Genomic DNA, 23,832 nt, shown 5'->3' with positions numbered 1-23,832 from the left:
AGGGTGTGACGCAGCCGAGCGCCCGACCGGGCGGCTGCGGGCGGCCCGTGGGCGATACTTGAGCACATGCCCCGCAACCCCGACCGTCGCACCGCGCCCGCAGACCCCGAGCAGGGCGGCCGCCCGCGCCGTCGTCCCCAGCGTTCCCCGCGGCCCGGCCGCGCGCGGCGTGTGAGCGACGCCGCCCCGGGGCCGGAGGTGGGGCAGGAGTTCGAGCTCGAGGTCGGCCCCGTGGCCCACGGCGGCCACTGCGTGGCCCGCCTGGACGGCCGCGTCGTGTTCGTGCGCCACACGCTGCCGGGGGAGCGGGTCCGCGCCCGCGTCACCGAGGGCGGCCCGACCTTCTGGCGCGCCGACGCCGTCGAGGTGCTCGAGGCGTCCCCGGACCGCGTGGAGCCGCTGTGGCCCGCGGCCGGCGCCGACGGCGCGGGCGGCGGCGAGCTGTCCCACGTCGCCCTGCCCGCGCAGCGCCGCTGGAAGATGGCCGTGCTCGTCGAGCAGCTCCAGCGCCTGGCACGCCTCGACGCCGACTGGCTCGCCGAGCACGTCGGTGTCGAGGCCGCGCCGGGCGACGACGAGCGCCGCGGCCTGCACTACCGCACCCGGATCGACCTGGTGGCCGACGCCGACGGCCACGCCGGCATGCGCAAGCACCGCTCGCACGACGTCGTCGCGCTGAAGAAGATGCCGCTGGCCTCCGCCGAGCTGGCGGCGTTCGCGGTCGCCGAGGACGTGTTCACCCGCACCTGGACGCCGGGTGCGCGGCTGGAGCTCGTCGCCCCGTCCGAGGGCGACCCGGCGCTGCTGGTCGACGGCGAGCCGTGGCGACGCGGCAAGCCGGACTCCCGGCCCAACGCCCGCCGCGCCGTGACCGAGGTCGTGACCGGCCCGTGGGGCACGCACCGCTACCGCGTGGCCGCCGACGGGTTCTGGCAGGTGCACCGCGAGGCACCCGCCGTGCTGACGGGCGCCGTGCTGGACGCCGCCGGCGCGAGCACGGGGGAGCTGGCCGGGGCGACCGTGCTGGACCTGTACTCCGGCGCGGGCCTGTTCACGCTGCCGCTGGCGGACGCCGTCGGGCCCGAGGGCCGGGTGGTCGCCGTCGAGGGCGACGAGCGCGCCGTGAAGGACGCGCGCCGCAACGCGCACGCGTACGGTCAGGTGGAGCTGCGCCTGGGCGCGGTGGACCGGGTGCTCGCGGGCGGGCCGGGCGAGGCCGACGTGCCCGCCGCGGACGTCGTCGTGCTGGACCCGCCCCGCTCGGGCGCCGGACGCGCCGTGGTGGACGCGATCGCGGCCCGCGAGCCGCGCCGCATCGTCTACGTGGCGTGCGACCCGGCGGCGCTCGCGCGCGACGTCGGCTACCTCGCGGCGCACGGGTACGCGCTGACGGGCGTGCGCGGGTTCGACCTGTTCCCGCACACGCACCACGTCGAGGCGGTCGCGGTGCTGGACCGGCAGGGCTGACCGGACGACGGACGAAGCCCCAGGTCAGTACGCATAGGATGCGCACCGTGAAGCGGTGGCTGGTGAGCGGCGGGATCGCTGTGTCGGTGGTGGCGGCGTTCGCCGTCGCCGTGCTGGTGGGCATGGTCCTGGGGGCCGGCGGCATCGCCGTCGGCGGGACGGGCGGGGCCTCCGTGCCCGCGCCGCGGGGCGCGCCGAAGGTCTGGGCCGACGCGGGGTCGCCGTCCCCGTCCCCGTCCGTGTCGCCGTCCCCGGTGGCCGAGAAGGAGCCGGTGGCCCTCTTCGTCGGCGACTCGTACACGGTGGGGCAGGGCGCGACGTCGCCCGAGCTGCGGTGGAGCACGCTCGTGTCCGAGAAGATGGGCTGGCGCGAGCTCAACGTGGCCGACGGCGGCACCGGGTTCGTCAAGGGCAACCCCGAGCTGGACAAGCTCAACTACCCCGCCCAGCTCCGGTCCGTGCCGCGGGGCAGCGTGGACGTCGTGGTGATCGCCGGCGGGCAGAACGACTTCAAGGACCTGCGGGCCAAGCCCGGGCCGGTCTTCGCGGCTGTCGCGGACACGTACGCCCTGGCCGAGCAGCGGTTCCCGGACGCCGAGATCGTGTCGGTCGGGCCCTCCACGCCCTGGGCGGTCGGCCTGGAGGCGCGCGCCCTGGACAGCGCGGTGCGGGCCGCGGCGGCCGAGGCGGAGGCCACGTACGTGTCGCTGCTGGACCCCAACATCGTCCAGGGCCGCCTGGTGCACGAGGACGGGATCCACACGACCGACGCGGGCAACGCCGCGATCGCCCGGCGGATCGTGCGGACGCTCCAGGCGCCCGCGGCCGAGCAGGAGGAGACGGGCGCCCACCCGGCAGATATCTTGACGTCAAGATAAATGCGTTATGCTGGCTCCAGCAGCCCGGCCTAGGCTGGGTGAAGCCCCCTGGAACCCATGCGGCGGCTCCTTCGCGCGATGACCGCGCCTGTGAGAGCCGACGCACCGTCAGCCCCGCAGAAGGAGCCCGAGTGAGCACCGTGGACACGTTCGGATCAAAGGGAACGCTGGAGGTCTCCGGCACGTCCTACGAGATCTTCCGGCTCAGCGCGGTCGAGGGAGTGGAGCGCCTCCCGTACTCGCTGAAGATCCTCGCCGAGAACCTCCTGCGCACCGAGGACGGCGCGAACATCACCGCCGACCACGTGCGTGCCCTCGCGTCCTGGGACCCGGACGCGCAGCCCGACACCGAGATCCAGTTCACGCCGGCCCGCGTGATCATGCAGGACTTCACCGGCGTGCCCTGCGTCGTGGACCTCGCCACGATGCGTGAGGCCGTGGCCGCGCTCGGCGGCGACGCCACGAAGGTCAACCCGCTGGCCCCCGCCGAGATGGTCATCGACCACTCCGTGCAGATCGACGTCGCCGGCCGCGCCGACGCCTTCCAGCGCAACGTCGAGTTCGAGTACCAGCGCAACCACGAGCGCTACCAGTTCCTGCGCTGGGGCCAGACGGCGTTCGACGACTTCAAGGTCGTCCCGCCGGGCACCGGCATCGTGCACCAGGTCAACATCGAGTACCTGGCGCGCACCGTGATGACCCGCGAGGTCTCCGTGAACGGGGAGGCGCCGGTGCTGCGCGCCTACCCGGACACCTGCGTCGGCACCGACTCGCACACCACCATGGTCAACGGCCTGGGCGTGCTGGGCTGGGGCGTCGGCGGCATCGAGGCCGAGGCCGCGATGCTCGGCCAGCCGGTCTCGATGCTCATCCCGCGCGTCGTGGGCTTCAAGCTGAACGGCTCGATCCCCGCCGGCGTGACCGCCACCGACGTGGTGCTCACGATCACGCAGATGCTGCGCCAGCACGGCGTGGTCGGCAAGTTCGTCGAGTTCTACGGCGAGGGCGTGGCCCAGGTGCCGCTCGCGAACCGCGCCACCATCGGCAACATGTCGCCGGAGTTCGGCTCGACGGCCGCGATCTTCCCGATCGACTCGGTCACGGTCGACTACCTGCGCCTGACGGGCCGCTCCGAGGAGCAGCTCGCCCTGGTCGAGGCGTACGCCAAGGAGCAGGGCCTGTGGCTCGACGCCGACTCGGCCGAGCCGGTCTTCTCCGAGTACCTCGAGCTCGACCTGTCCACGGTCGTGCCCTCGATCGCCGGGCCGAAGCGCCCGCAGGACCGCATCGAGCTGACGAACGCGAAGAGCGCCTTCATGCGCGACCTGCCGACGTACGCGCCCGACGTGCTGGACCAGGTGGACGAGGCCGAGAAGGAGTCGTTCCCCGCCTCCGACTCGCCGGCCATCACGGCCAACGGCCGCAAGCACGTGCACGTCACGAACAGCGACGGCAAGGAGTTCGAGCTGTTCCACGGCGCGGTCGCGATCGCCTCGATCACGTCCTGCACCAACACGTCGAACCCGTCGGTCATGCTCGCCGCGGCGCTGCTCGCGAAGAACGCCGTCGAGAAGGGCCTCGTGTCCAAGCCGTGGGTCAAGACCTCCATGGCGCCGGGCTCGCAGGTCGTGACCAACTACTACGAGAAGGCCGGCCTCTGGCCGTACCTCGAGAAGCTGGGCTTCCACCTGGTGGGCTACGGCTGCGCCACCTGCATCGGCAACTCCGGCCCGCTGGACGAGAAGGTCTCCGAGGCCGTCAACGAGCACGACCTGTCGGTCGTCTCGGTGCTGTCGGGCAACCGCAACTTCGAGGGCCGCATCAACCCGGACGTCAAGATGAACTACCTGGCGTCCCCGCCGCTGGTCATCGCGTACGCCCTGGCCGGCACCATGGAGTTCGACTTCGAGCACGACCCGCTGGGCCGCGACGAGGCCGGCAACCCCGTGTTCCTGCGCGACATCTGGCCCTCGCCCGAGGAGGTCGAGGCGACCATCGCATCCTCGATCGACCGCAAGATGTTCGAGGCGGACTACGCCGACGTCTTCAAGGGCGACGAGCGCTGGGCCGCGCTCGAGACGCCCGAGGGCGACACGTTCGCCTGGGACAGCGAGTCCACCTACGTGCGCAAGCCCCCGTACTTCGACGGCATGGGCATGACGCCGGAGCCCGTCACCGACTTCTCCGGCGCGCGTGTGCTGGCCAAGCTGGGTGACTCGGTCACGACCGACCACATCAGCCCGGCCGGCTCGATCAAGCCGGACAGCCCGGCCGGCAAGTACCTCGCCGACCACGGCGTGGGCCGTCGCGACTTCAACTCCTACGGCTCGCGCCGCGGTAACCACGAGGTCATGATCCGCGGCACGTTCGCGAACATCCGCCTGCGCAACCAGCTCCTGGCCTCCGAGAACAACGGTGCGGGCGTCGAGGGTGGCTTCACCTTCAACTTCGTGAAGAACGCGCAGGACACGATCTACGACGCCGCGCAGGACTACGCCGCGGCCGGCACCCCGCTCGTGGTGCTCGGCGGCAAGGAGTACGGCTCCGGCTCGTCGCGCGACTGGGCCGCCAAGGGCACCGCGCTGCTGGGTGTGAAGGCCGTCATCACCGAGAGCTTCGAGCGGATCCACCGCTCCAACCTCATCGGCATGGGCGTGCTGCCGCTGCAGTTCCCGGCCGGCCAGAACGCCGACTCGCTGGGCCTGGACGGCACCGAGGTCTTCGACGTCACCGGGGTGACCGCCCTGAACGAGGGCGTCACGCCCGAGACCGTCAAGGTGACGGCCACCAAGGCCGACGGCTCGCAGGTCGAGTTCGACGCCGTGGTGCGCATCGACACCCCGGGCGAGGCGGACTACTACCGCAACGGCGGCATCCTGCAGTACGTGCTCCGGTCGCTCGTTTCGTAACACGTCACCGACCGACGGCGCCCCGTCCCTCCTTCGCGGAGGGGTGGGGCGCCGTCGTCGTCCCGGGACCTGGGGAGGTCAGCCGGCGGCCAGCGCCCCCGCCAGCAGCCGGACGACGCCGCGCAGGCCCGCCTCGTCCGCGTGGTCGGGGTTGACCTCCACGCAGGTCATGGCCACCAGGCCGGGGTCGGCGCCGAGGGTGCGCAGCACCCGGTCCAGCGTCGCCGGGACCAGGCCGCGGCCGTACGTCGGCACGTCGGCCACCGGGAGGGTCAGGAAGTCGAGCACGTCGACGTCGAGGTGCAGCACGAACGGGGTGCCGCCCACGGCGGCGAGGGCGCGGCGAGCGGCGTCCTCCGGGTCGGCGAGCACCTGCGCGGCGGGGATCCGGACCGCGGGGACGAGCCCGTGGACGTCCTCCTCGTCGTCGGAGTACCCGAGGTAGACGAGCCGGTCGGCCCTCAGCAGGGGGCGTCGGTGGCCGGCCGCGGCGAGCGGGGGCCAGGCGCCGGGCAGGTCGAGGAGGTGGGCCACGCCCATCGCGTCGAGGACGGGCTCGTCGGGGTGGTCGGGCGGGAGCTGGAGGTCCTGGCCGCCGTCCACGTACACGAGGGCCACGTCGGGGTGCCGTTCGGCGACGGCGTCGACCACCCCGAGGGTGACGGTGCACTCCCCGCCGAGCACGAGGGCCCGCTCGCCCCGGGCGAGGACCGCGTCGACGCGCCGCCGCACGCCGCGCAGGCCGTCGATCACGCGGCCGGCGTCGTTGGGCTCGCCGGGCGCGCGGTGCGCACGCCAGGCCGCGGCGGGCAGGTCGCCGTCGTCCCGGACGTCGACGCCGGCGGCGGCCAGGGCGTCGAGCAGCCCGGCGGCGCGCAGGGCGGCCGGGGCCTTCTCCAGCCCGCGGGAGTGCGCCGCGGCGCTGGACGGCACACCGACAACTGCCCAACCGGCCGTGGACGCCATGCGCCCAGTGTGCCCGAACGACGGAGCGGACCGTCTGCCCGGGGGCAGACGGTCCGCTCCGTCTCGCAGGTCGTGCCGGTCCTGCCGGGCCGGTGCTAGCGCCCGACGTCGGACTGGCGGGCGGCCCGGACCAGCTTCGTCACCTCCTGCGCGGTCAGCACGTCGGCGTCGTCGAGCTGGTCGGCGACCTGCTGCACGTGGCTCACGAACGCGGTGTGGCTGACCCAGCCGCCGTCCGCGTCGACCAGGTCGGCGACCGTGCACCCGTTGCCGGTGTCGTAGTTGGTCACCTTGCTGTCCTTGTTCCCGATGATCACCGTGGGGCGCTCGTCGGAGACGGGGCAGGCGTCGATCGCGCCGCGGGCCACGTCGAACCGCAGGGTGCCGGTCCGGGTCACGTTGCCCGCGTTGTCGGTGGCCCGGTACGCGAACGCGTGCGACCCGGGCTCCGTGACCTCCACGGCGCCGGTGTACTCCCGGAAGGCGGTGTCGTCGAGCGCGTACTCGATGAACGCCACCCCCGACTCGTCGTCCCGGGCGGTGATGGTGACCGTGGCGGACCCGAGGTAGGCGCCCTCGTCGTCCTGGTCGCCGTCCACCTGGGCCGACGCGATGGGCTGCGTGGTGTCCGGCGGGTCCTGCCCGTCCACCACGACCAGCTCCACGCTCCCGGGCTCGGACGTGTTGCCGGCCGCGTCCGTGGCCCGGTAGCGCAGGGTGTGCGCGCCGGTCACGTCCACGACCACGGGCGCCGTGTAGGCCGTCCAGCCGTCGCCGTCCAGGTCGTACTCGACGGACTCGACGCCAGAACCGGCGTCCTCGGCAAGGATCGCGACCGTGGCCGACGCGACGTACGCGCCGTCGTCGTCCTGCTCGCCGGTGACCTGGGTGGTGACGGTGGGCGCCGTCTCGTCGACCGGGGGCGCCTCGACCACGGTGAACGTGGCCGAACCCGGCTCCGAGACGTTGCCGGACCGGTCCGTGGCCCGGTAGGCCACGGTGTGCTCGCCCGGGGTGTCGACGACGACGGGCGCGGTGTACGCCGCCCAGCCGGCCCCGTCGAGGTCGTACTCGATGCCCGCCACACCCGATCCGGGGTCCCGGGCCGTGAGATTCAGGGTCCCGGACCCGACGTACGCGCCGTCGGCGTCGAGGTCGCCGGTCACCTCGGCGGTGACCACCGGCGGCGTGGTGTCCTCGCCGTCGGGGGCGACGACCGTGACGTGCAGCATCTCCGGCTCGGAGACGTTGCCCGCCACGTCGGTGGCCCGGTACTCCAGCATGTAGGTGCCGGGCTCGTCGAGCACGACGGGGGCGGTGTACGGGGTGTACCCGGCCCCGTCCAGGTCGTACTCGACGGACTCGACGCCCGAGCCGTCGCCGTCGTCGGCCGCCAGGCTCACGCTCGCCGAGCCGACATAGGCGCCCTCGTCGTCCTGGTCCCCGGCGACGTCCGCCGTGACCGTGGGGGCGGTGGTGTCGTCACCGCCGCCGCCCTCGGTGACCACGAGCTCGCCCACCATGGTGCTGTGCCCGGGGATCGCGCAGAAGTACCGGTACGTGCCCGGGGTCAGCGTGACCTCGGCCTCGTAGCGGCCCCCGTTGGCGTCCAGCGGGTTGGCCAGGATGTCCAGGGTGACGTCCTGGTTGTAGCCCGGGGTGCCGGTGTCGAACGTCAGGGTGTGGGACATCCCGATGTTGTTGCCGGTCGCGGTGCTGTTCTCGAACACGATGGTGGTCGGCCCGGCGGCCGCCGTCGTGGGGGCGGACGCGTACGCCGAGACGCTCGCGCTCGCGGTGAAGGTCAGCACCTGGTCGGCCGCCTGCGTGGTGGCCTGGCCGGCGGCCCGGTTGGCGGCCCGGTCCGGCGTGACGTCGGCCACGGGCTTGACGGTGCTGGTCCCGACGGTGCTGGTCTCAGCGGTGCCGGTCTCGACGGCGGTGGCGGGTGCCAGCGGCAGCGCCACGAGGGCGCCGACCGCGGCCACCGCCAGCAGGCGGGACAGCCTGTGTCGCATGGGTGTTCCTCTCGTCTTCGCGGGCCTGGTCACAGGTCACGCACCCGGATGTTGCGGAACTCCATGGCGTCCGCGTCGCTGTGGTTCTGCAGGCCGATGTAGCCGCGCAGGAACTGCCGCAGGTCGGTCGGCGGGTCGCCGGCGCGCGAGGACTGCTTGCCCGGCGAGTTCTCGAACTCGTTGATCACCTCGCCGTTGCGGATGATCGTGTACTGCTGGCCGACCACCTGGATCTCGTAGGTGTTCCACTCGCCCTTCGGGGTCACCCCGGCGTCCTGAAGCGTGTTGGGGTCGAAGTTGTACACCGACCCCGTCTTCTGGACCTCGCCCGTCGGACCGTCGTAGAGCTGGATCTCGTGGCCGCAGTAGATCGCCACCCAGGCCTCGTCGTTGGTGCCCTGCCCGCACTCGGGCCGGTCGTCGCGCGCCACCCGGGGGTCGGGGAACCGCGTGAAGACGCCGCTGTTGGCGAACCGTCCCTCCGGCGCGACGTCCTTGAACTCCAGCTTCAGCGAGAAGTCGCCGAGCTCCTCGCCCGGGTGCCAGAGCATGCCGAGCCCGCCGGTGGACAGGATCGACCCGTCGTCCTTCAGGTCGAACTTGCCGCCGGGGGCCTGCCGCCAGTCCGCGAGCTGCTCGGCCGTGCCGTCGAACAGCCACCGGTAGCCGGTGCTGCCCTCCGCCCCGATGCCGGACGACTTCGCCGCGCTGATCAGCTTCTTGCGCTCGGCGACAGTGATCACCTTGTCGGCCCGGAGCTGGTCGGCCACGGCCGTGACGTGGTTGACGAACCGGCCGTTCGTGTCCCACTCCCGCTCGTCCTGGATGATGTCGTTGATCGTGCAGCCACCCAGGTCGTCGTTGGTGACGCCGCTGTTGGTGTCACCGAACCACACGGTGCCCCGGTCGTCCGGGATGGTGCAGGTGGTCTCGGCCGCGACCTCGACCGTGGACGTCTCGCCGTCGGCGTAGGTCACCGTCAGCGTGGCGTCGTAGCTGCCCACGCGGGCGTAGGTGTGCCGCGGGTTGGCCTCGGTCGAGGTGCTCCCGTCCCCGAAGTCCCAGGCGTACGAGACGCCGCCCGAGCGGTCACCGGTGAAGGCGACGGTCAGCGGGGAGCTCTGCACGCTCGTGCCGGACGCGGCCGGCACCGGGGTCGGAGCCCCGCCCTTGTAGCTGATCCGGACGAGCTTCTGGTTGGGGTGCAGCGAGAAGAAGCCGCCCGCGTAGTCCAGCAGGTACAGGGCGCCGTCCGGGCCGAACTTGGCGTCCATCCAGCTCTGCACCTGCTCGTTGCCCGCGCCGCCCTGGATGATCTTGCGCAGGTCCTCGGCGAAGACCGGGGGACCGGCCTCGTCCACCGTGTCCGGGTTCACCGTGACGGCGATCCGGTTGCTGGCGTTCGACTGGTCGCCGATGAACCACTTGTTGTCCCAGTACGCGGGCCAGGCGACGCCGCTGTCGGTGTCCACCTCGGACCGGTGGTAGGTGGGACCGTCCATCACGGCCTGACCGCCGCCCCGCAGGTACGGCTGGGTGTAGGTGGCCTCCTCGTCGACGTACGACGGGATGCCGTCCTCGTTCCTCGGGAAGACCGGGCCGCCGCCGCTCGGGGAGTACCAGATCATGTTGTCGCGCACGGGCGGCAGGTCCACCAGGCCGGTGTTGCGCGGCGAGGTGTTCTTCGGGTGGTCGCAGTCGTACCAGCCGGTGAGCACCGTGGCGTCCTCGTTGCTGCGGTCACGGTAGGGCTGCCGGTTGCCCATGCAGTACGGCCAGCCCTGGTTGCCCGCCGAGGTGATGATGGTCGCGGTCTCGTACTTCGCCGGCCCGAGCTCCGGGTCGGGCGCGCCCGCGTCCGGTCCCACCCAGGCCGCCGTCAGCCAGTCGTTCTTCTTGTCGTAGGCCAGGCGCGAGATGTTCCGCACGCCCATCACGTAGATCTCCGGGCGCGTCTTGTCGCCCGGGTCGTCCGCCTCGGGGAACAGGTTGCCCTCGGGGATCGTGAACGTGCCGTCGTCCTCCGGGTGGATCCGCAGGATCTTGCCGTTCAGGTCGTTCGTGTTGCCGGCCGTGCGGCGCGCGTCCTGGAACGAGAGGCCCGCGAACTCCTGCGTCCAGTTGTTGCCGGAGTAGCCGTTCGACCCGCCCGAGGAGTTGCTGTCACCGGACCCGATGTACAGGTTGCCGTCGTTGTCGAAGTCCATGCCGCCGCCCGCGTGGCAGCAGCTGTGGATCTGCGTCTCCCAGTGCAGCAGGTCCTTGCGGGTGGACTGGTCGATCGTGTCGGCCGCCGCGTCATAGGTGAAGCGCGAGACCGTGCGCTGGCCCACGCGCCGCTCGACGTCGATCGACTCGTGCGGCATCCAGTAGACGTAGATCCACTGGTTCTCCTCGAAGTCGGGGTCCAGCGTGATGCCCAGCAGCCCCTCCTCGTTCTTGACCAGCTCGCTGCCGCTGCCGCGGTTGCCCATCACGTCCAGCGTGGTCAGCAGCGTGGTCTCGCCCGCCTCGGGGTCCCAGCGGTGGATCGTGCCGCAGCCCAGCCCCACGTCCGGGTCGTCCCACGAGACGATCGGGCCGGACGGGCAGGCGCCCTTGCCGACGTAGAAGACGCCGCCGTCGGGTGCGACCGTGAGCCCGTGCGGCTCGCCGATCTGGTCGAGCGTGCCGGCGGTGTTCTGCGCGGTCAGGCGCTCGGCCTCGTAGTTCGCCGCGATGGTCGCCTGGCAGTCACCGCGCACCATGCCGGCCGCCCAGAGCAGGCCGCCCAGCAGGTGGTCACGGAAGCCCTCCTCCGCGTAGCTCTCCGCGGTGCCGCCCATGCCGGTGTAGAACGAGCGGCCGCCGTCGTAGTCACGGCACCACGAGATCGGGTGGAACGCGCCGTTCGCGCCCTCGCCCGGCTCGTAGTCCCACTCCTGGACCTGCGCCACCGTGTGCACGTCACCGGTCGGGTTCGGCGACCAGTTCAGCCACCGGTCCTCACGGGTCCAGTTCAGGGGCAGCCCCTCGTTGGCGGGGTGCGCGCGGTCGACGACGTTCACCGTCGCCTCCTGCACCGGGACCTCGGGGTCCGGCTCCTGGTCGCCCGAGGTGTCGAAGAGCTGGATCTCGGCGAGCTGGGTGAGGTCCTCGCCCGCGTTCGCCGTGATGTCCAGCCGGTAGTGCTGGTAGGCCACGTCGTTGTCGACGTCGTAGTCGTTCGTGGCGAACCGGTCCGGGAAGTCCTCGCCGGCCCGCGTGTCCAGGTCGGTCCAGGTCTCGCCGTCCGTGGAGCCCTGCAGCGTCCAGTCCTGCGGGTCGCGGCCCTCGGAGTCGTTGGCGGAGGTGAGCGCGTACCGGGCGGCCGCGAGCGGCTCGTCCAGCTCCAGCTCGATCCACGCCGTCGGCTCGAACGCCAGCCACTTGGTCCGGGAGTCGCCGTCGATCAGGTTGGCGGCCACCTCGTTCGGCGGGTTCTCGGCGCTCGCGGTGGCGCTCGCCACCGGCAGCGGGTCGGGCAGGTTGCCCGCGGGCCGCGTGCCGATCAGGCCCGTGAACCACTGCGAGCGGGCCTGGGCCCGCGCCGCGTCGCGGACGCCGAGGAACCCGCCGCCGGCCTGCACGTAGGCCTTGAGCGCGTCCTCCTGCGCGGTGCTCAGCTCGACGCCCTCGGCGGACAGGAACACGACCCCGCGGTACTCCGCGAGGTTCTTGGCCGTGAACACCTTCGGGTCGCTGGCCGTGTGCACGGTGAAGCCGTTCTCCGCGCCGAGCTCCCGGATGGTCCGGGTCGCGACGGCGACCGGGTCGGCCTGGTCGGCGGCCGCGCCGTGGAACACGAGCACGGTGGGCTCGGTCGCGGCGGTCGTGGCGGCGGCGACGGGTGCGGCGGCCGCCAGGGCGGTCTCGACGGCGGTGTCGACCGCCGTCGCGCTCCGCTGGGCCGCGGCCGGCGTCGTCGACATCGTGGCGACGAGGGCGGCACCGGCCACCGCGGCGATGATGCCTCTTCGGGTTCGTTCCATCACTGCTCCTTTGCGCGTGAACGGGGAGTAGGGGTCAGTGGCCGGCATGGGCCGCCGCTCCGGACTCGGTCTCGGTGGCGGACATGTCGCTCATCGTGTGGCCGCCGTGCTCGTGGAACCGGTCGATCGCCGCCTGGGCGCCGGCGGGCATGCTGCCGTCGGCGTTGCGCACCAGGAAGATCCCGGCCATGCCGCCGTCCGAGTGGAACTGGACGTGGCAGTGGTACATCCACGCGCCCGCGCCCACGCCCTCGCCCGCCACGACCTGGAACCCGAACGAGGAGCCGGGGTTGAGGTCGCGGGTGTCGATCACCCGGGTGGGGTCGTCGGGTCCGGTCAGCCAGCCGGTGCGGTTGTCCGCCCAGCGGTGGGCGTGCACGTGGAACGTGTGGAGCTGGTCCCCGTGGCCGATCGCGATGAACTCGACCTTCTCGCCCTTGTTCGCCTCCAGCATCGGGGTGTCGGGCGCGACCTTGTTGTTGATGGTCATGTCGTTGAACACCACGGTGTGCTGGCGGTCGGGCAGCGTGTCGCCCTCCCGCCGCACCACGAGCGCGCCGTACAGGCCCGCGCGCAGCCCGGGGGTGCCGTGCTCCCCGCCCATCGCGTGGTCGTGGTAGTGCCAGTAGCCCGCGGAGCCCGCCATCCAGGTGCCGTCGGCGCGCTGCCTGGGCTTGTGGGTCTTCCAGACGTACGTGCGGGTCTCGCCGGGCTCGTTGAACGAGTCGTTGAAGGGGCTGCCGTCCGAGTCGGTCGCGTAGTCCACGCCGTGCGGGTGGATCGACAGGCGCTTGTCGGTGGTGTTGACGAGCTCGACCTGGAGGGTGTCGCCCTCCCACATCTCCAGCACCGGGCCGGGGATGGTGGCCTTCCCCGGCGTGAGCCCGTAGCCGTACTGGCCCCCGGGCAGCGCCTCGGCGTACAGGGTGATGTGCCGCGTGGACGCGAGCGGCCGGACCGCCGACGAGACGGCGGCGGCCGAGTCGGAGCCGAGCGCCAGCGCCGCCGTCGGCGCCATGAGCCCGGCGAGGGTACCGGTCAGGATCGAGCGGCGGGACACACCGCCGGACGGGGTGGGGGCGTCAGTGCTGTTCTCGGGGCTGTTCTCGGGCATGGGTCTCCGTTCGACACCGTCGGGCAGGCGGGAGTGCCGTCCCGGCGAGACATGAGGTGCGGGAGGGGACTGGCTCAGGCGCGCGAGGCCGGTGGCGTCGACGCGGTGAGTGACAGCGTTGTCACGAAGGTGGACCTCATCGTCGTTCCCTCCAGGGGTGCGTCACGTGGTCGTCGGCGACGGCGGCCACGCCCCCGTGGCAGGACGTGCTCCACCGGGTGACTTTGTCGAACATAGGAGGACTTATGCCGACTGTCAAGCAAAAGATGGACAAACAGCGACAGGATTCGTCTATGCGACCAAGCAAAGATCTCGGTGGGTCGGGCCGCCTCAGGCGAGCGCGAGCAGCAGCCACGCCGCCGTGGCGACCAGGGTGGTCCCCGTCAGCAGGCCGGTCAGCGGGTGGGCGAGCGCGGCGGTGGGGCGGTGGCCGCGCGGGCGGGTGACCAGGCGGAGGATCCAGCCGAGCGGCCAGGCGAGGAGCGCGGCCGCGAGCCCGGCCGCGGCGCCGAGGTACAGGTTCGGCACGGCGAGCGTGTTCGCGACGACGCCCACCTGGATCGCCGTGGACACCGCGACGACCGTCGGGATCACGTGCAGCCGGGACTTGCCGGTGGTCACACCGGCCTTGTCCGCGTCCTTGGCGGCGGCGACCGCGCGGCGGTACTTTCCCGCGAGGAACCCGGTGCACAGCCGGGTCAGGCCGGCGTGCACGAGGAGCGCCGCGACGTAGATGCTCACGACCCGCCCGGTCACCACGCTGCCGTCGGGCCAGGCGCGGGCCGCGGTCAGGGCGCCCAGCGCCGCGACGACGACGGCGAGCACCGTGCCCGCCACGGGCAGGAGCCGGGACCACGGCCCGGAGTGCCGCACGGTCCAGGCGAACCAGAGGGCCGCCAGGACGCTGACCACCGTCACTGCGAGGGCGCCGTCGCTCGTGTGCTCCATCGTCCTACCTCCGGGTTGAAATGGGTATAAACCGGACAGCAGGGTACGACGTCGTCGCAGGTCAGGGAAGGTTTCGGGTATCCGACTGGTGATGTCGGCAGGAGTTCACGCGGTGTTCACGCCGCGGGTGGCCGGTGGGCCGGCACCCGGTCGGTGCGGGCCGGCGCCGCGAGGTGGTCGAGGATCCGGGACCGGACCGCCCGGTCGCCGAGGATCTTGTTGTGCCCGAGCCCCGTGGTGGTGAACAGCTCGCTCGAGCCCGCATGTGCCTCGTGGAGCTGGACCGACAGGTGGTGCGGGTTCACGCGGTCGCCGTCGTCGTGCAGCCAGAGGGCCGGCACGGAGTCCGGGACGGTGTGCCGCAGCAGGTCGAAGCGCTCGATGACACCCGGGTGGTCGGGCAGCCCGTACCGCTGGACGGCGCTCGCGAAGGCGTCGCGCAGCGCCCAGGGGAGCCCGGCCTCCCGGACGAAGCCGTCGGTCGTGACCCGGACCGAGGTGAGTCCGGAGATCGCGACGAACCGCTCGGCCCGGACGCCCTCGTGCAGCGCGATCCCCGCGCCGAGCACCCCGAGCGAGTGGCCGACGACGGCGGCCCACGGCGCGTCCTCGGCGTCGGACAGCCGGCGGATGACGGCCAGGTCGTCGAGCCCGGTGCGCCGCTGCCCGCCGGAGGCGCCGTGACCCGGCGCGTCGTAGGCGACGGCCCGGAGGCCGGCTCCGGTGAGGTCCTCGACGATCCGCCCGAACACCGACGCGCGGGAACGCCAGCCGTGGACCAGCAGGACCGCGAGCGCACCGGGGTCGCCCCAGGAGTAGGTGGCCACCGTGGCGGTCCCGCCCGCACCGAGGCGGCCGTCCCGGCCGCGGCGGAACGTGGGGCGGTGCTCGATCGGGGCGCGCCGCGCCGAGTCGTGGACCGCCTGGTCGGCGGGCCGGACCGGGGCGGGCGCGCCGGCCCGCCAGTAGGCGCTCGCGCCGAGCGCCAGGGCGGCCGTCGGCGCGACGCGGCCGAGGGTGCGGAACAGGGCGCGGGCTGCGCGTCGGGTCTGGGGCACGGGGACCTCCGGGAGGCGGGAAGTATCTGTACGAACGTTCGCACACTATCGAATGAGCGAACGGTCGTACACTCTCTTTCTGTGAGCTCGCCGACCGATCTGCGCCGCCTGCGCGGCGACCGCACACGCCGCGCCGTGCTGGACGACGCCGTCCAGGAGGCGTCCGTGCGCGGGCTGGACGCGCTGTCCTTCGGCGCGCTCGCGGCGTCGGCCCCCGTGAACAAGAGCGCGATCGCCGGGCTGTTCGGGTCCAAGGAGCAGCTGCAGCTCGCCGCCGTGGAGCGGGCGGCCGAGATCTACACGGAGCACGTCGTGGTCCCGGCGCGGTCCGCCGCCCGTGGGCTGGACCGGGTCTGGGCGCTCGTGCGGGCGTGGACCGAGTACTCGCGGGCGCGGGTGTTCCGCGGCGGGTGCTTCTTCCGCACCGTCGAGATCGAGTTCGACATGCGCGACGGCGCCGTGCGGGACGCCGTCGTCGCCGCGCAGCGGTCCTGGGAGGCGTACCTGGAGCATCAGGTGCGGCTCGCGGTCGCCGCCGGCGAGCTGGCCCCGGAGACCGATCCGGCCCAGGTCGTCTTCGAGGTCGATGCGCTGCTCTACGCCGCGAACGACCGGTCGCTGCTGTTCGGCGACGACCGCGTCTACGCCCGGACGATCGAGGGGGTGCGCGGCGTGCTGGCGGCGCGCGGCGCTGATCTCGCCGCATTACGGTAGAAACGTTCAATTGTTTCAAACCCGTATACATACCGTCGTTACCCTCTGTTCATGGCGATGTGGCAGGAAGTTCCCGGCGGCACCTCCCAACCACCCGCGGCCGTCGAGCTCGTCACGACCAGATGGGGCGCCGGCCCGGGCCGGGCGCTGCTCCTGCACGGCATCGTGTCCGCCGGGGCCACCTGGTGGCGGCTCGCCGAGACCCTCGCCGACGACGGCTACGAGGTCGTGGCCCCGGACCTGCGCGGGCACGGCGCCAGCCCGCGGGCCGACTCCTACCTGCTCGCCGACCATGTCGCCGACGTCCGCGCGCTGGGCTCCGGCTGGGACCTCGTGGTGGGGCACAGCCTGGGCGGCCTGCTCGGTGCGCTGGCCGCCGACGCCGACCGGCGGTTCACCCGCCGGCTCGTGCTGCTCGACCCGGCGCTCGACGTCGAGGAGGACCGGTTCGAGGCCATCGCCGAGGCGGAGATCCGGGACGCCACGAACCCGCCGTCGGCCCGGTCGGTGCAGGGCGCGCACGCGGCCTGGGACCGGCGGGACGCCGCGGCCGTGGCCGCCGCCGCGAAGGCCGCCGACGCCGCGGCCGTGGCGCACACCCTGCGCGACAACGCGCCCTGGCGGCACACCGCCGTCGTCACCCGGCTGACCGTGCCGACGCTCGTGCTGGGCGCCGACCCGGCGCGCGGCGCGCTGTTCCAGCCCCGGACCGGCGTCGAGCTGATGATCCGCAACCCGAGCGTGCGGGCGCGCGTCGTGGTGGGCGCCGGGCACGCGGTGCACCGGGAGCGGCCCTCGGCCGTGGCGACGGCCGTGCGGTCGTTCCTCTGGTGACGCGTTCCTCCGGTGACCCGTTCCGACGCCGCGCGCCGGGCGGGTCCGCGGCCGGGGTTAAGGTCGGTCGGTGAGCTCCTCCGCATCCGCGCGCAAGCAGCTGGTCGCCCTCGCCGAGCGGGGCTTCGAGGGCCCGTGGCGGCACGCTCGCGGCGACTTCACCGGCGGCGCGCGCCCGGCGTCCGTCCTCGTCCTGTTCGGCGTGCTGGACGACCTGGCGACCGGCCGCGACGACCACGACCTCGCGGTGCCCGCCGACCTCGACGTCCTGCTGCTGGCGCGCGCCGCGACACTGCGCAGCCACGCCGGGCAGGTCGCCTTCCCCGGCGGCCGCGCCGACGACGGCGAGGACGCCGTCGCCGCGGCCCTGCGCGAGGCGGTCGAGGAGACGGGCCTGGACGCCTCCGGGGTCGAGGTGCTCGGCACGTTCGGTGAGCTGCCCATGCCCGTCAGCAACCACGTGGTCACGCCCGTGCTCGGCTGGTGGGCCCGCCCCACGCCCGTGCGCGTGGTCGACGTCGCCGAGTCCGCGCACGTCTTCCGCGCCCCCGTGGCCGACCTGCTCGACCCCGCCAACCGGTTCACCACCGTGCTGCGCCGCGGCAACCAGACCTGGCGCGGCCCCGGCTTCCACGTGCACGACGGCGACCTGACGCACCTCGTGTGGGGGTTCACCGCCGGGATCCTGGACGCCATGTTCGACCAGCTCGGGTGGACCGAGGACTGGGACCGCGACCGGGAGCTGGAAATCTCATGACGCCGAAGGAGCAAGAACGATGACCGAGGTGACCCGGGACGCGATCCGCGCCGCGGAGGCCGTGATCCGCCCCCACGTGCGCCGCACCCCCGTGCTGGAGGTCGACCTGGCCGACCTCGGCCGGCCGGCGCAGCCCGTCGCGCTCAAGCTCGAGTGCCTCCAGCACTCGGGCTCGTTCAAGGCGCGCGGCGCGTTCACGAGCCTGCTGACCCGCCAGGTGCCCGACGCCGGCGTGGTCGCCGCCTCGGGCGGCAACCACGGCGCCGCCGTCGCCTACGCCGCGGCCCGGCTGGGGATCCCCGCGACGATCTTCGTGCCGAGCGTGACGTCGGCGGCCAAGGCCGAGCGCATCCGCGGCTACGGCGCCAAGCTCGTCGTGGGCGGCGACCGGTACGCCGACGCGCTGGCCGCGAGCGAGGAGTTCGTCGCCGGCACCGGGGCCATGACCGTGCACGCCTACGACCAGCCGCAGACGCTCATCGGGCAGGGCACCCTCGGCCTGGAGATCGCCCAGGACCTGCCGGACCTCGACACCCTCCTGGTCGCCGTGGGCGGCGGCGGGCTGATCGGCGGCATCGCCGCCTGGTTCCGCGGCGACGTCAAGGTCGTCGCCGTCGAGCCCGAGGGGGCGCCTACCCTGCACCGCGCGCTCGCGGCGGGCGAGCCGGTCGACGCGCCCACCGAGGGGATCGCCGCCGACTCGCTCGCCCCGAAGCAGGTGGGCGGGCTCATGTTCCCGCTGGCCCAGCAGTTCGTGGCGCAGTCCGTGCTGGTCACCGACGAGGCCATCGCCTCGGCCCAGCTCTCCCTGTGGGAGGCGGCCCGTGTCGTGGCCGAGCCGGGCGGCGCGACGGCGCTCGCCGCGCTGCTGTCCGGCACCTACGTGCCCGAGCCGGGCGAGCGGGTGGCGGTGCTGGTCTGCGGGGCGAACACCACGGCCGTGCGGTTCTGAGCGGCCGCGCTCAGCCGAGGAGCTGCTCCACCGCGTGCTCCCCGACGCCCACCATGACCGGGTGGGTGTCGGGGTACGCGAAGCAGATCGCGGTATAGAGCACGGCCCAGCCCTGCGCGCGGCGCCACATGCCGGCGTCCCAGCCACTGCCGTCGCGCGCCTCGGCGTCCACCACGGCGCGGAAGCGCCTGCGACCCTCCGCGTCGAAGGTGAGCCACGCGGTGCCGAGGTCCGACGCCGGGTCGCCGCTGGTCACGTCCCCGAAGTCGATGACGGCGGAGAGGCGGTCGCCGTCGGCCACGAGGTTGGCCGGGTGCGGGTCGCCGTGCAGCCAGACGGGGACGCCGTCGAACGCCGGCGCCGCCAGGGCCTCGGCCCAGACCTCGCGGGCGCGCGTGCGGAACCGCTCTGGCAGCAGCCCGATCCGCTCCTCGAAGCCCTCGTGCCGCGCCGCGACCGGGACGCCCCGGAAGTCGTTGGCGGGGGCGGCGGCCGGCGCCGGCCGGTGCAGCGCCACGAACACGCGGGCCAGGTGCTCGGCCCAGGGCGCGCGGCGCGCCGCGGGGACGGTCGCGGCGGCGACGCCGTCCGCCCACCGCACCACCCCCCAGGGCCACGGGTAGCCCAGCGTCGCGCTCGGCGCGCCGACGCGGACCGGGTCCGGCACGGCGACCGGCAGCTGCGGGGCGAGCAGGGGGAGCACCCGGTGCTCGTTGCGCAGGAGCTGCGCCCCGAGCTCGCGCCGCGGCAGGCGCAGGGCGAGGTCGTCACCCAGCCGGAGCACCACGTTGTCCCAGCCGTTCGCGACCAGCGTCACGGGGCGGTCGGCGAGGTCGGGGTGCTGCTCCCGCAGGAGGGCCCGGGCGAGGTCGACGGTCACGTCGAGGTCGGCGGCGACCACAGGGGACTCCTTCGCTGGTACGGGGTTCGCTGGTACAAGTTCACTGGTACGCGGCCGTTCACCCTACCGGCGGCGCCGCGCGCCCGTCGCACGCCGTGCCTCCGCCCGCCGCACGCCGTGCCTCCGCCCGCCGCACGCGGGGCGGGACGGAACGCGATACTGGCCGCATGACGACCACCTGGACCGACGGCGACCCCGCCGCCTACCTCGACGCCGTGACGCCCGCCGTCCGGCGCCGCGACGCGCACACGCTGCGCGACCTCATGGAACGGGTCACGGGGCAGACGCCGCGGATGTTCGGCACGTCGATCGTCGGCTTCGGCGAGTACCACTACGAGTACCCCACCGGGCACTCCGGGGACGCGCCCGCCGCGAGCTTTGCGCCGCGCAGGGCGGCCAGCACGATCTACCTGCCGGACGGCGTCGGCGCGCACGCGGACCGGCTGGCCCGGCTCGGGCCGCACACCACCGGCGTCGGCTGCCTGTACCTGAAGGACCTGGAGCAGGTCGACCTCGCGGTGCTGGAGGACATCCTGCGCCGGTCGTGGGCGACGGTCACGTCGGGGACGTTCGGGCAGCGGGCTCGGGAATCGTCCTGAACCGCGTGCCACGTCCGGACGCGGTGCACACCCGGGAACGTTCTGAAGCACGATCGCGTTGACACCAGGTTCCGACAACGAGGAGACCCGGTGCAGCCACGCCAGACCGAGCAGTCCGCCGAGCAGTCCGCCGAGCAGCAGTACGTCGACACCCTGTACGCGCGGCTCGACCGCGAGACCGAGCGCGTGCGCACGGACCTCGACGACGCCGTGCGCGCGTCGTCGACCGACCCGGCCGAGGCCTACACGCGCGAGGTGCGGGTGGCCATGCTGGGCCGGCGCGCCCGCACCCTCGGCGCCGCCGAGCACCACCTCTGCTTCGGCCGGATCGACGGCGCCGACGGGCGCTCGCTGCACATCGGCCGCACCGGGCTGAGCGACGGCGACGACCAGCTCCTCGTCGACTGGCGGGCCGAGGCCGCGCGTCCCTTCTACGCCGCCACGGCCGTCCACCCGATGGGCCTGCGCCGCCGCCGGCACCTGGCGCTGGACGGCCGCCGGGTGTCCCGCGTGAGCGACGAGATCCTGGACGGCACCGAGCCCGGGCCGCACGACGTCGTCGGGGACGGGCCGCTGCTGGAGGCCATCAGCGCCCGCCGCACCGGCCGTATGCGCGACGTCGTGTCGACGCTCCAGGCCGAGCAGGACGCGATCATCCGTTCCGCGCACCGCGGCGTCACCGTCGTCGAGGGCGGCCCGGGCACGGGCAAGACCGTGGTCGCGCTGCACCGCGCCGCGTACGTCCTGGCGGGCTTCGACGAGGCGCGGACCGACGGCGTCCTCGTGCTCGGCCCCGGCACGCGGTTCCTCGACTACATCGCGGAGGTGCTGCCGTCCCTCGGCGAGAACGACGTGGCGATGAGCACCGCCGACCGCCTGGTGGCGGAAGCCCTCGGCCTGGCCGAGCCGGCGGCCGCGGGCCACGAGCTGCGCCGGGCCGCGGGCGACGCCCGGCTGGCCGACGAGCTGGCCGAGATCGTGCGGGGCTACCAGGCGCCGTCCGGCACCCTGACGGTGCTGGTCGACGGCGATCCGGTCACCCTGGACGAGCACGCGCTCGCCGAGGCGCGTGAGACCGCCGGCGGCACCGGCCTGCCGCACAACCAGGCCCGGGCACTGTTCAAGGACCTCGTCGTGGAGTGGGTGGCCGACGAGGTGCAGGCGCGCGCCCGCGTGTTCCTCGCCAAGCTGGACGAGGACATCGAGGTGCTCACCGGCGGGGTGAACGTCGACAAGGCGGCGGCCGGCGACCTGGCGCGGCTGGGCTTCGCCCCCGACGACGGCGGGAAGTTCGGGCACGCCGCGGCCGTGGCCGAGCTGGACCCGGGCGCGCTGCAGGCCGAGCTCGCCGAGGACGTCGCCCTGGAGCGTGCGGTCGAGGGCGCCTGGCCGCACCTCGTGGCCCAGGACGTGGTGCTGGACCTGCTCGACGCGCACCCTGAGCTGACGGGCGCCGGGCTGACGGACCCTGGGCTGACGGGTTCCGGGCTGACGGGTTCCGGGCTCGCGCCGGCCGACGGCGACGCCCCGGTCTGGACGACGGCGCACCTGCCCCTGCTGGACGAGGCCGAGCACCTGCTCGACGGCCCGCCCGCCCGGATCTACGGGCACGTCGTGGTCGACGAGGCGCAGGAGCTCACGGCGATGCAGTGGCGCTCGGTGCTGCGCCGCTGCCCGGGCCGCTCGATGACCGTGGTCGGCGACCTGGCGCAGGCCGGGCCGGCGACCGGGGCGGCCTCGTGGGCCGACGCCCTGGGCGCCGACCTGGCCCGGCGCGCGGACGTGCGCACCCTGACCGTCTGCTACCGCACCACCGCCGAGGTGCTCGACGTGGCGGCGCCGCTGCTCGCGCGGATCGCCCCCGGCCAGGCACCCACCCGCGCGGTGCGGCACGGGGACGTGCCCCGTCGCGTCGCGACGGCGCCCGGCGAGCTGGTCGCCGCCGTCGTGCGGGAGGCGGCGGCGCTCGCGGACGCCGCGCCGGACGAGCTGGTCGCCGTCGTCGCCGCGGATGCGCGGGTCCCCGAGGTCGCCGGAGCGCTGGACGGCACGGGGGTGCGCGTGGTGCCCGTCTCCCAGGTGCGCGGCCTGGAGTTCGACGCCGTCGTGGTCGCCGACCCCGACGGGATCACCGCCGCGCGGCCGGGCGGGGAACGCGACCTCTACGTCGCGCTGACGCGCCCGACGCGCCGGCTCGTGGTGGTCGGGTAGCTCACCAGCTCGTCGCGACCGGCATGCCCTCCTGGTAGCCGGCGGCCGACTGGATGCCGACCACGGCGCGCTCGGAGAACTCGGCGAGCGACCGGGCCCCGGCGTAGGTGCACGAGGACCGCAGACCGGAGGTGATCTCGTCCAGCAGGTCCTCGACGCCGGGCCGGGCCGGGTCGAGGTACATCTTGCCGGTCGAGATGCCCTCCTCGTACAGCGCCTTGCGGGCCCGGGCAAACGCGGTGCCGTTCCCGGCGGTGCGGGCCGCCACGGCCCGCGCCGACGCCATGCCGAACGAGTCCTTGTACAGCCGGCCCGTGCCGTCGTCCTTCAGGTCGCCGGGCGACTCGTACGTGCCGGCGAACCAGGAGCCGACCATCACCTGCGACGCGCCGGCGGCCAGCGCGAGGGCGACGTCGCGGGGGTGGCGTACGCCGCCGTCGGCCCAGACGTGCTTGCCGAGCTCGCGCGCGGCGGCCGCGCACTCCAGGACGGCGGAGAACTGCGGCCGCCCCACGCCGGTCTGCATGCGGGTGGTGCACATGGCGCCCGGGCCCACGCCGACCTTGAGGATGTCGGCGCCGGCCGCCACGAGGTCGCGCACGCCGTCTGCCGTGACCACGTTGCCGGCCACGACGGGCACGTCCGGGTCGACGGACCGCACGGCCTCCAGGGCGGCGAGCATCTTGGTCTGGTGGCCGTGGGCGGTGTCGACCACGAGCACGTCCACGCCCGCGGCCAGCAGGTCCTTCGCCTTGGCGGCGACGTCGCCGTTGATGCCCACGGCGGCGCCGATCCGCAGGCTGCCGGACGCGTCCAGCGCGGGGGAGTAGATCGAGGAGCGCAGCGCGCCCTTGCGGGTCAGCACCCCGGCCAGGAGGCCGTCGCGGACCACGGGCGCGAGGTCGAGCCGGGCGGAGTGCAGCACGTCGAACGCCGCCTCCAGCCCGCCCGGGCCGTCCAGCAGGGCGGCCTGAAGGAGCAGGGGCTCGGCGGACATCACCTCGGACACCCGGGTGAACCTGTCCACGTCGGCGCAGTCGGACTCGGTGACGACGCCCACGGGCCGGCCGTCCTGCACCACGACGGCGGCGCCGTGCGAGCGCTTGCCCAGCAGGGTCAGCACGCTGTGCACGGTGTCCTGCGGGGCGACGACCACGGGCGTCTCGATGACAGGGTCCTTGGCCTTGACGTCCGCGACCACGCCGGCCACGACGTCGGCCGGGACGTCCTGCGGGATGATCGCGATGCCGCCGCGCCGCGCGACCGTCTCGGCCATGCGCCGGCCGGCCACTGCGGTCATGTTCGCGACGACGACGGGGATGGTGGTACCGGTGCCGTCGTCGGACGCGAGGTCGACGTCGAACCGCGACGTGACGTCCGAGCGTGACGGGACGAGGAACACGTCGCCATAGGTGAGGTCGGTTGCCGGAGCCTGCTCGTCGAGGAATCGCACGTTCACCAAGAGTAAAGAGTTTGCCTGCCTGTGCCTATGAGTC

General features: G+C 73.7%; 17 protein-coding genes. 9 read left to right on the top strand and 8 right to left on the bottom strand.

Annotated features, from left to right (window positions below; translation table 11 throughout):
• Positions 1 to 66: 66 nt before the first annotated feature.
• From ACH45N_RS19225 to acnA, 3 genes are all read left to right on the top strand, one after another.
• Positions 67 to 1,467, top strand: coding sequence for a class I SAM-dependent RNA methyltransferase (locus ACH45N_RS19225; protein WP_397396729.1), 1,401 nt, complete (start codon positions 67 to 69; stop codon positions 1,465 to 1,467).
• A 47-nt stretch (positions 1,468 to 1,514) separates the two neighbouring features.
• Positions 1,515 to 2,345 (top strand): SGNH/GDSL hydrolase family protein, encoded by an 831-nt coding sequence (locus tag ACH45N_RS19220; protein WP_397396727.1) that lies wholly within the window; start codon positions 1,515 to 1,517, stop codon positions 2,343 to 2,345.
• Positions 2,346 to 2,476: 131 nt separating this feature from the next.
• Positions 2,477 to 5,254 carry an aconitate hydratase AcnA gene (acnA, locus tag ACH45N_RS19215; protein WP_397396725.1) on the top strand — a complete coding sequence of 926 codons (2,778 nt, stop codon included), beginning with the start codon at positions 2,477 to 2,479 and terminating at the stop codon, positions 5,252 to 5,254.
• 78 nt (positions 5,255 to 5,332) lie between these two features.
• Here acnA and ACH45N_RS19210 read toward each other — a convergent pair whose 3' ends face one another.
• From ACH45N_RS19210 to ACH45N_RS19185, 6 genes are all read right to left on the bottom strand, one after another.
• Positions 5,333 to 6,220: an arginase family protein gene (locus tag ACH45N_RS19210; protein ID WP_397396723.1), complete on the bottom strand. Its 888-nt coding sequence runs from the start codon at positions 6,218 to 6,220 to the stop codon at positions 5,333 to 5,335.
• A gap of 95 nt (positions 6,221 to 6,315) precedes the next feature.
• On the bottom strand, positions 6,316 to 8,238 hold the full coding sequence (locus tag ACH45N_RS19205; protein WP_397396721.1) for an OmpL47-type beta-barrel domain-containing protein: 1,923 nt from the start codon (positions 8,236 to 8,238) through the stop codon (positions 6,316 to 6,318).
• A 29-nt stretch (positions 8,239 to 8,267) separates the two neighbouring features.
• Positions 8,268 to 12,248 (bottom strand): ThuA domain-containing protein, encoded by a 3,981-nt coding sequence (locus ACH45N_RS19200; RefSeq protein ID WP_397396719.1) that lies wholly within the window; start codon positions 12,246 to 12,248, stop codon positions 8,268 to 8,270.
• A gap of 34 nt (positions 12,249 to 12,282) precedes the next feature.
• A complete protein-coding gene (locus tag ACH45N_RS19195) occupies positions 12,283 to 13,362 on the bottom strand; it encodes a multicopper oxidase domain-containing protein (RefSeq protein WP_397396717.1) in 1,080 nt (359 codons plus the stop codon).
• 330 nt (positions 13,363 to 13,692) lie between these two features.
• Complete coding sequence (locus tag ACH45N_RS19190; protein WP_397396715.1) at positions 13,693 to 14,310, bottom strand: hypothetical protein; 618 nt, start codon at positions 14,308 to 14,310, stop codon at positions 13,693 to 13,695.
• A 116-nt stretch (positions 14,311 to 14,426) separates the two neighbouring features.
• Positions 14,427 to 15,368 carry an alpha/beta fold hydrolase gene (locus ACH45N_RS19185; protein WP_397396713.1) on the bottom strand — a complete coding sequence of 314 codons (942 nt, stop codon included), beginning with the start codon at positions 15,366 to 15,368 and terminating at the stop codon, positions 14,427 to 14,429.
• 81 nt (positions 15,369 to 15,449) lie between these two features.
• Here ACH45N_RS19185 and ACH45N_RS19180 point away from each other — a divergent pair, with 81 nt between their 5' ends.
• The 4 genes from ACH45N_RS19180 (at position 15,450) to ACH45N_RS19165 (ending at position 18,625) form a co-directional block, all read left to right on the top strand.
• Positions 15,450 to 16,082 (top strand): TetR/AcrR family transcriptional regulator, encoded by a 633-nt coding sequence (locus ACH45N_RS19180; protein WP_397396711.1) that lies wholly within the window; start codon positions 15,450 to 15,452, stop codon positions 16,080 to 16,082.
• 51 nt (positions 16,083 to 16,133) lie between these two features.
• The gene (locus ACH45N_RS19175) at positions 16,134 to 16,916 is read left to right on the top strand and encodes an alpha/beta fold hydrolase (protein ID WP_397396709.1); all 783 of its coding nucleotides are present in this window, start codon (positions 16,134 to 16,136) and stop codon (positions 16,914 to 16,916) included.
• Positions 16,917 to 16,986: 70 nt separating this feature from the next.
• Positions 16,987 to 17,673 (top strand): NUDIX hydrolase, encoded by a 687-nt coding sequence (locus tag ACH45N_RS19170; protein ID WP_397396707.1) that lies wholly within the window; start codon positions 16,987 to 16,989, stop codon positions 17,671 to 17,673.
• A 19-nt stretch (positions 17,674 to 17,692) separates the two neighbouring features.
• Complete coding sequence (locus ACH45N_RS19165; RefSeq protein ID WP_397396705.1) at positions 17,693 to 18,625, top strand: threonine/serine dehydratase; 933 nt, start codon at positions 17,693 to 17,695, stop codon at positions 18,623 to 18,625.
• A gap of 10 nt (positions 18,626 to 18,635) precedes the next feature.
• Here the strand turns inward: ACH45N_RS19165 and ACH45N_RS19160 are convergent, their stop codons facing one another.
• Positions 18,636 to 19,526: an aminoglycoside phosphotransferase family protein gene (locus ACH45N_RS19160; protein ID WP_397396703.1), complete on the bottom strand. Its 891-nt coding sequence runs from the start codon at positions 19,524 to 19,526 to the stop codon at positions 18,636 to 18,638.
• Positions 19,527 to 19,693: 167 nt separating this feature from the next.
• Between ACH45N_RS19160 and ACH45N_RS19155 the strand changes: the two genes are divergently transcribed.
• Positions 19,694 to 20,125, top strand: a complete 432-nt coding sequence (locus tag ACH45N_RS19155) for a DUF1801 domain-containing protein (protein ID WP_397396701.1) — start codon at positions 19,694 to 19,696, stop codon at positions 20,123 to 20,125.
• Positions 20,126 to 20,215: 90 nt separating this feature from the next.
• Complete coding sequence (locus ACH45N_RS19150; RefSeq protein ID WP_397396699.1) at positions 20,216 to 22,336, top strand: HelD family protein; 2,121 nt, start codon at positions 20,216 to 20,218, stop codon at positions 22,334 to 22,336.
• A gap of 1 nt (position 22,337) precedes the next feature.
• Here ACH45N_RS19150 and ACH45N_RS19145 read toward each other — a convergent pair whose 3' ends face one another.
• Entirely contained in the window at positions 22,338 to 23,789 is a 1,452-nt protein-coding gene (locus ACH45N_RS19145) for a GuaB1 family IMP dehydrogenase-related protein (RefSeq protein WP_397396697.1), read from the bottom strand.
• Positions 23,790 to 23,832 lie beyond the last annotated feature (43 nt).

It is taken from the genome of Promicromonospora sp. NPDC019610 (assembly GCF_044389365.1).
GTDB lineage: Bacteria > Actinomycetota > Actinomycetes > Actinomycetales > Cellulomonadaceae > Promicromonospora.
This window is presented reverse-complemented; position numbering and strand designations above follow the sequence as displayed.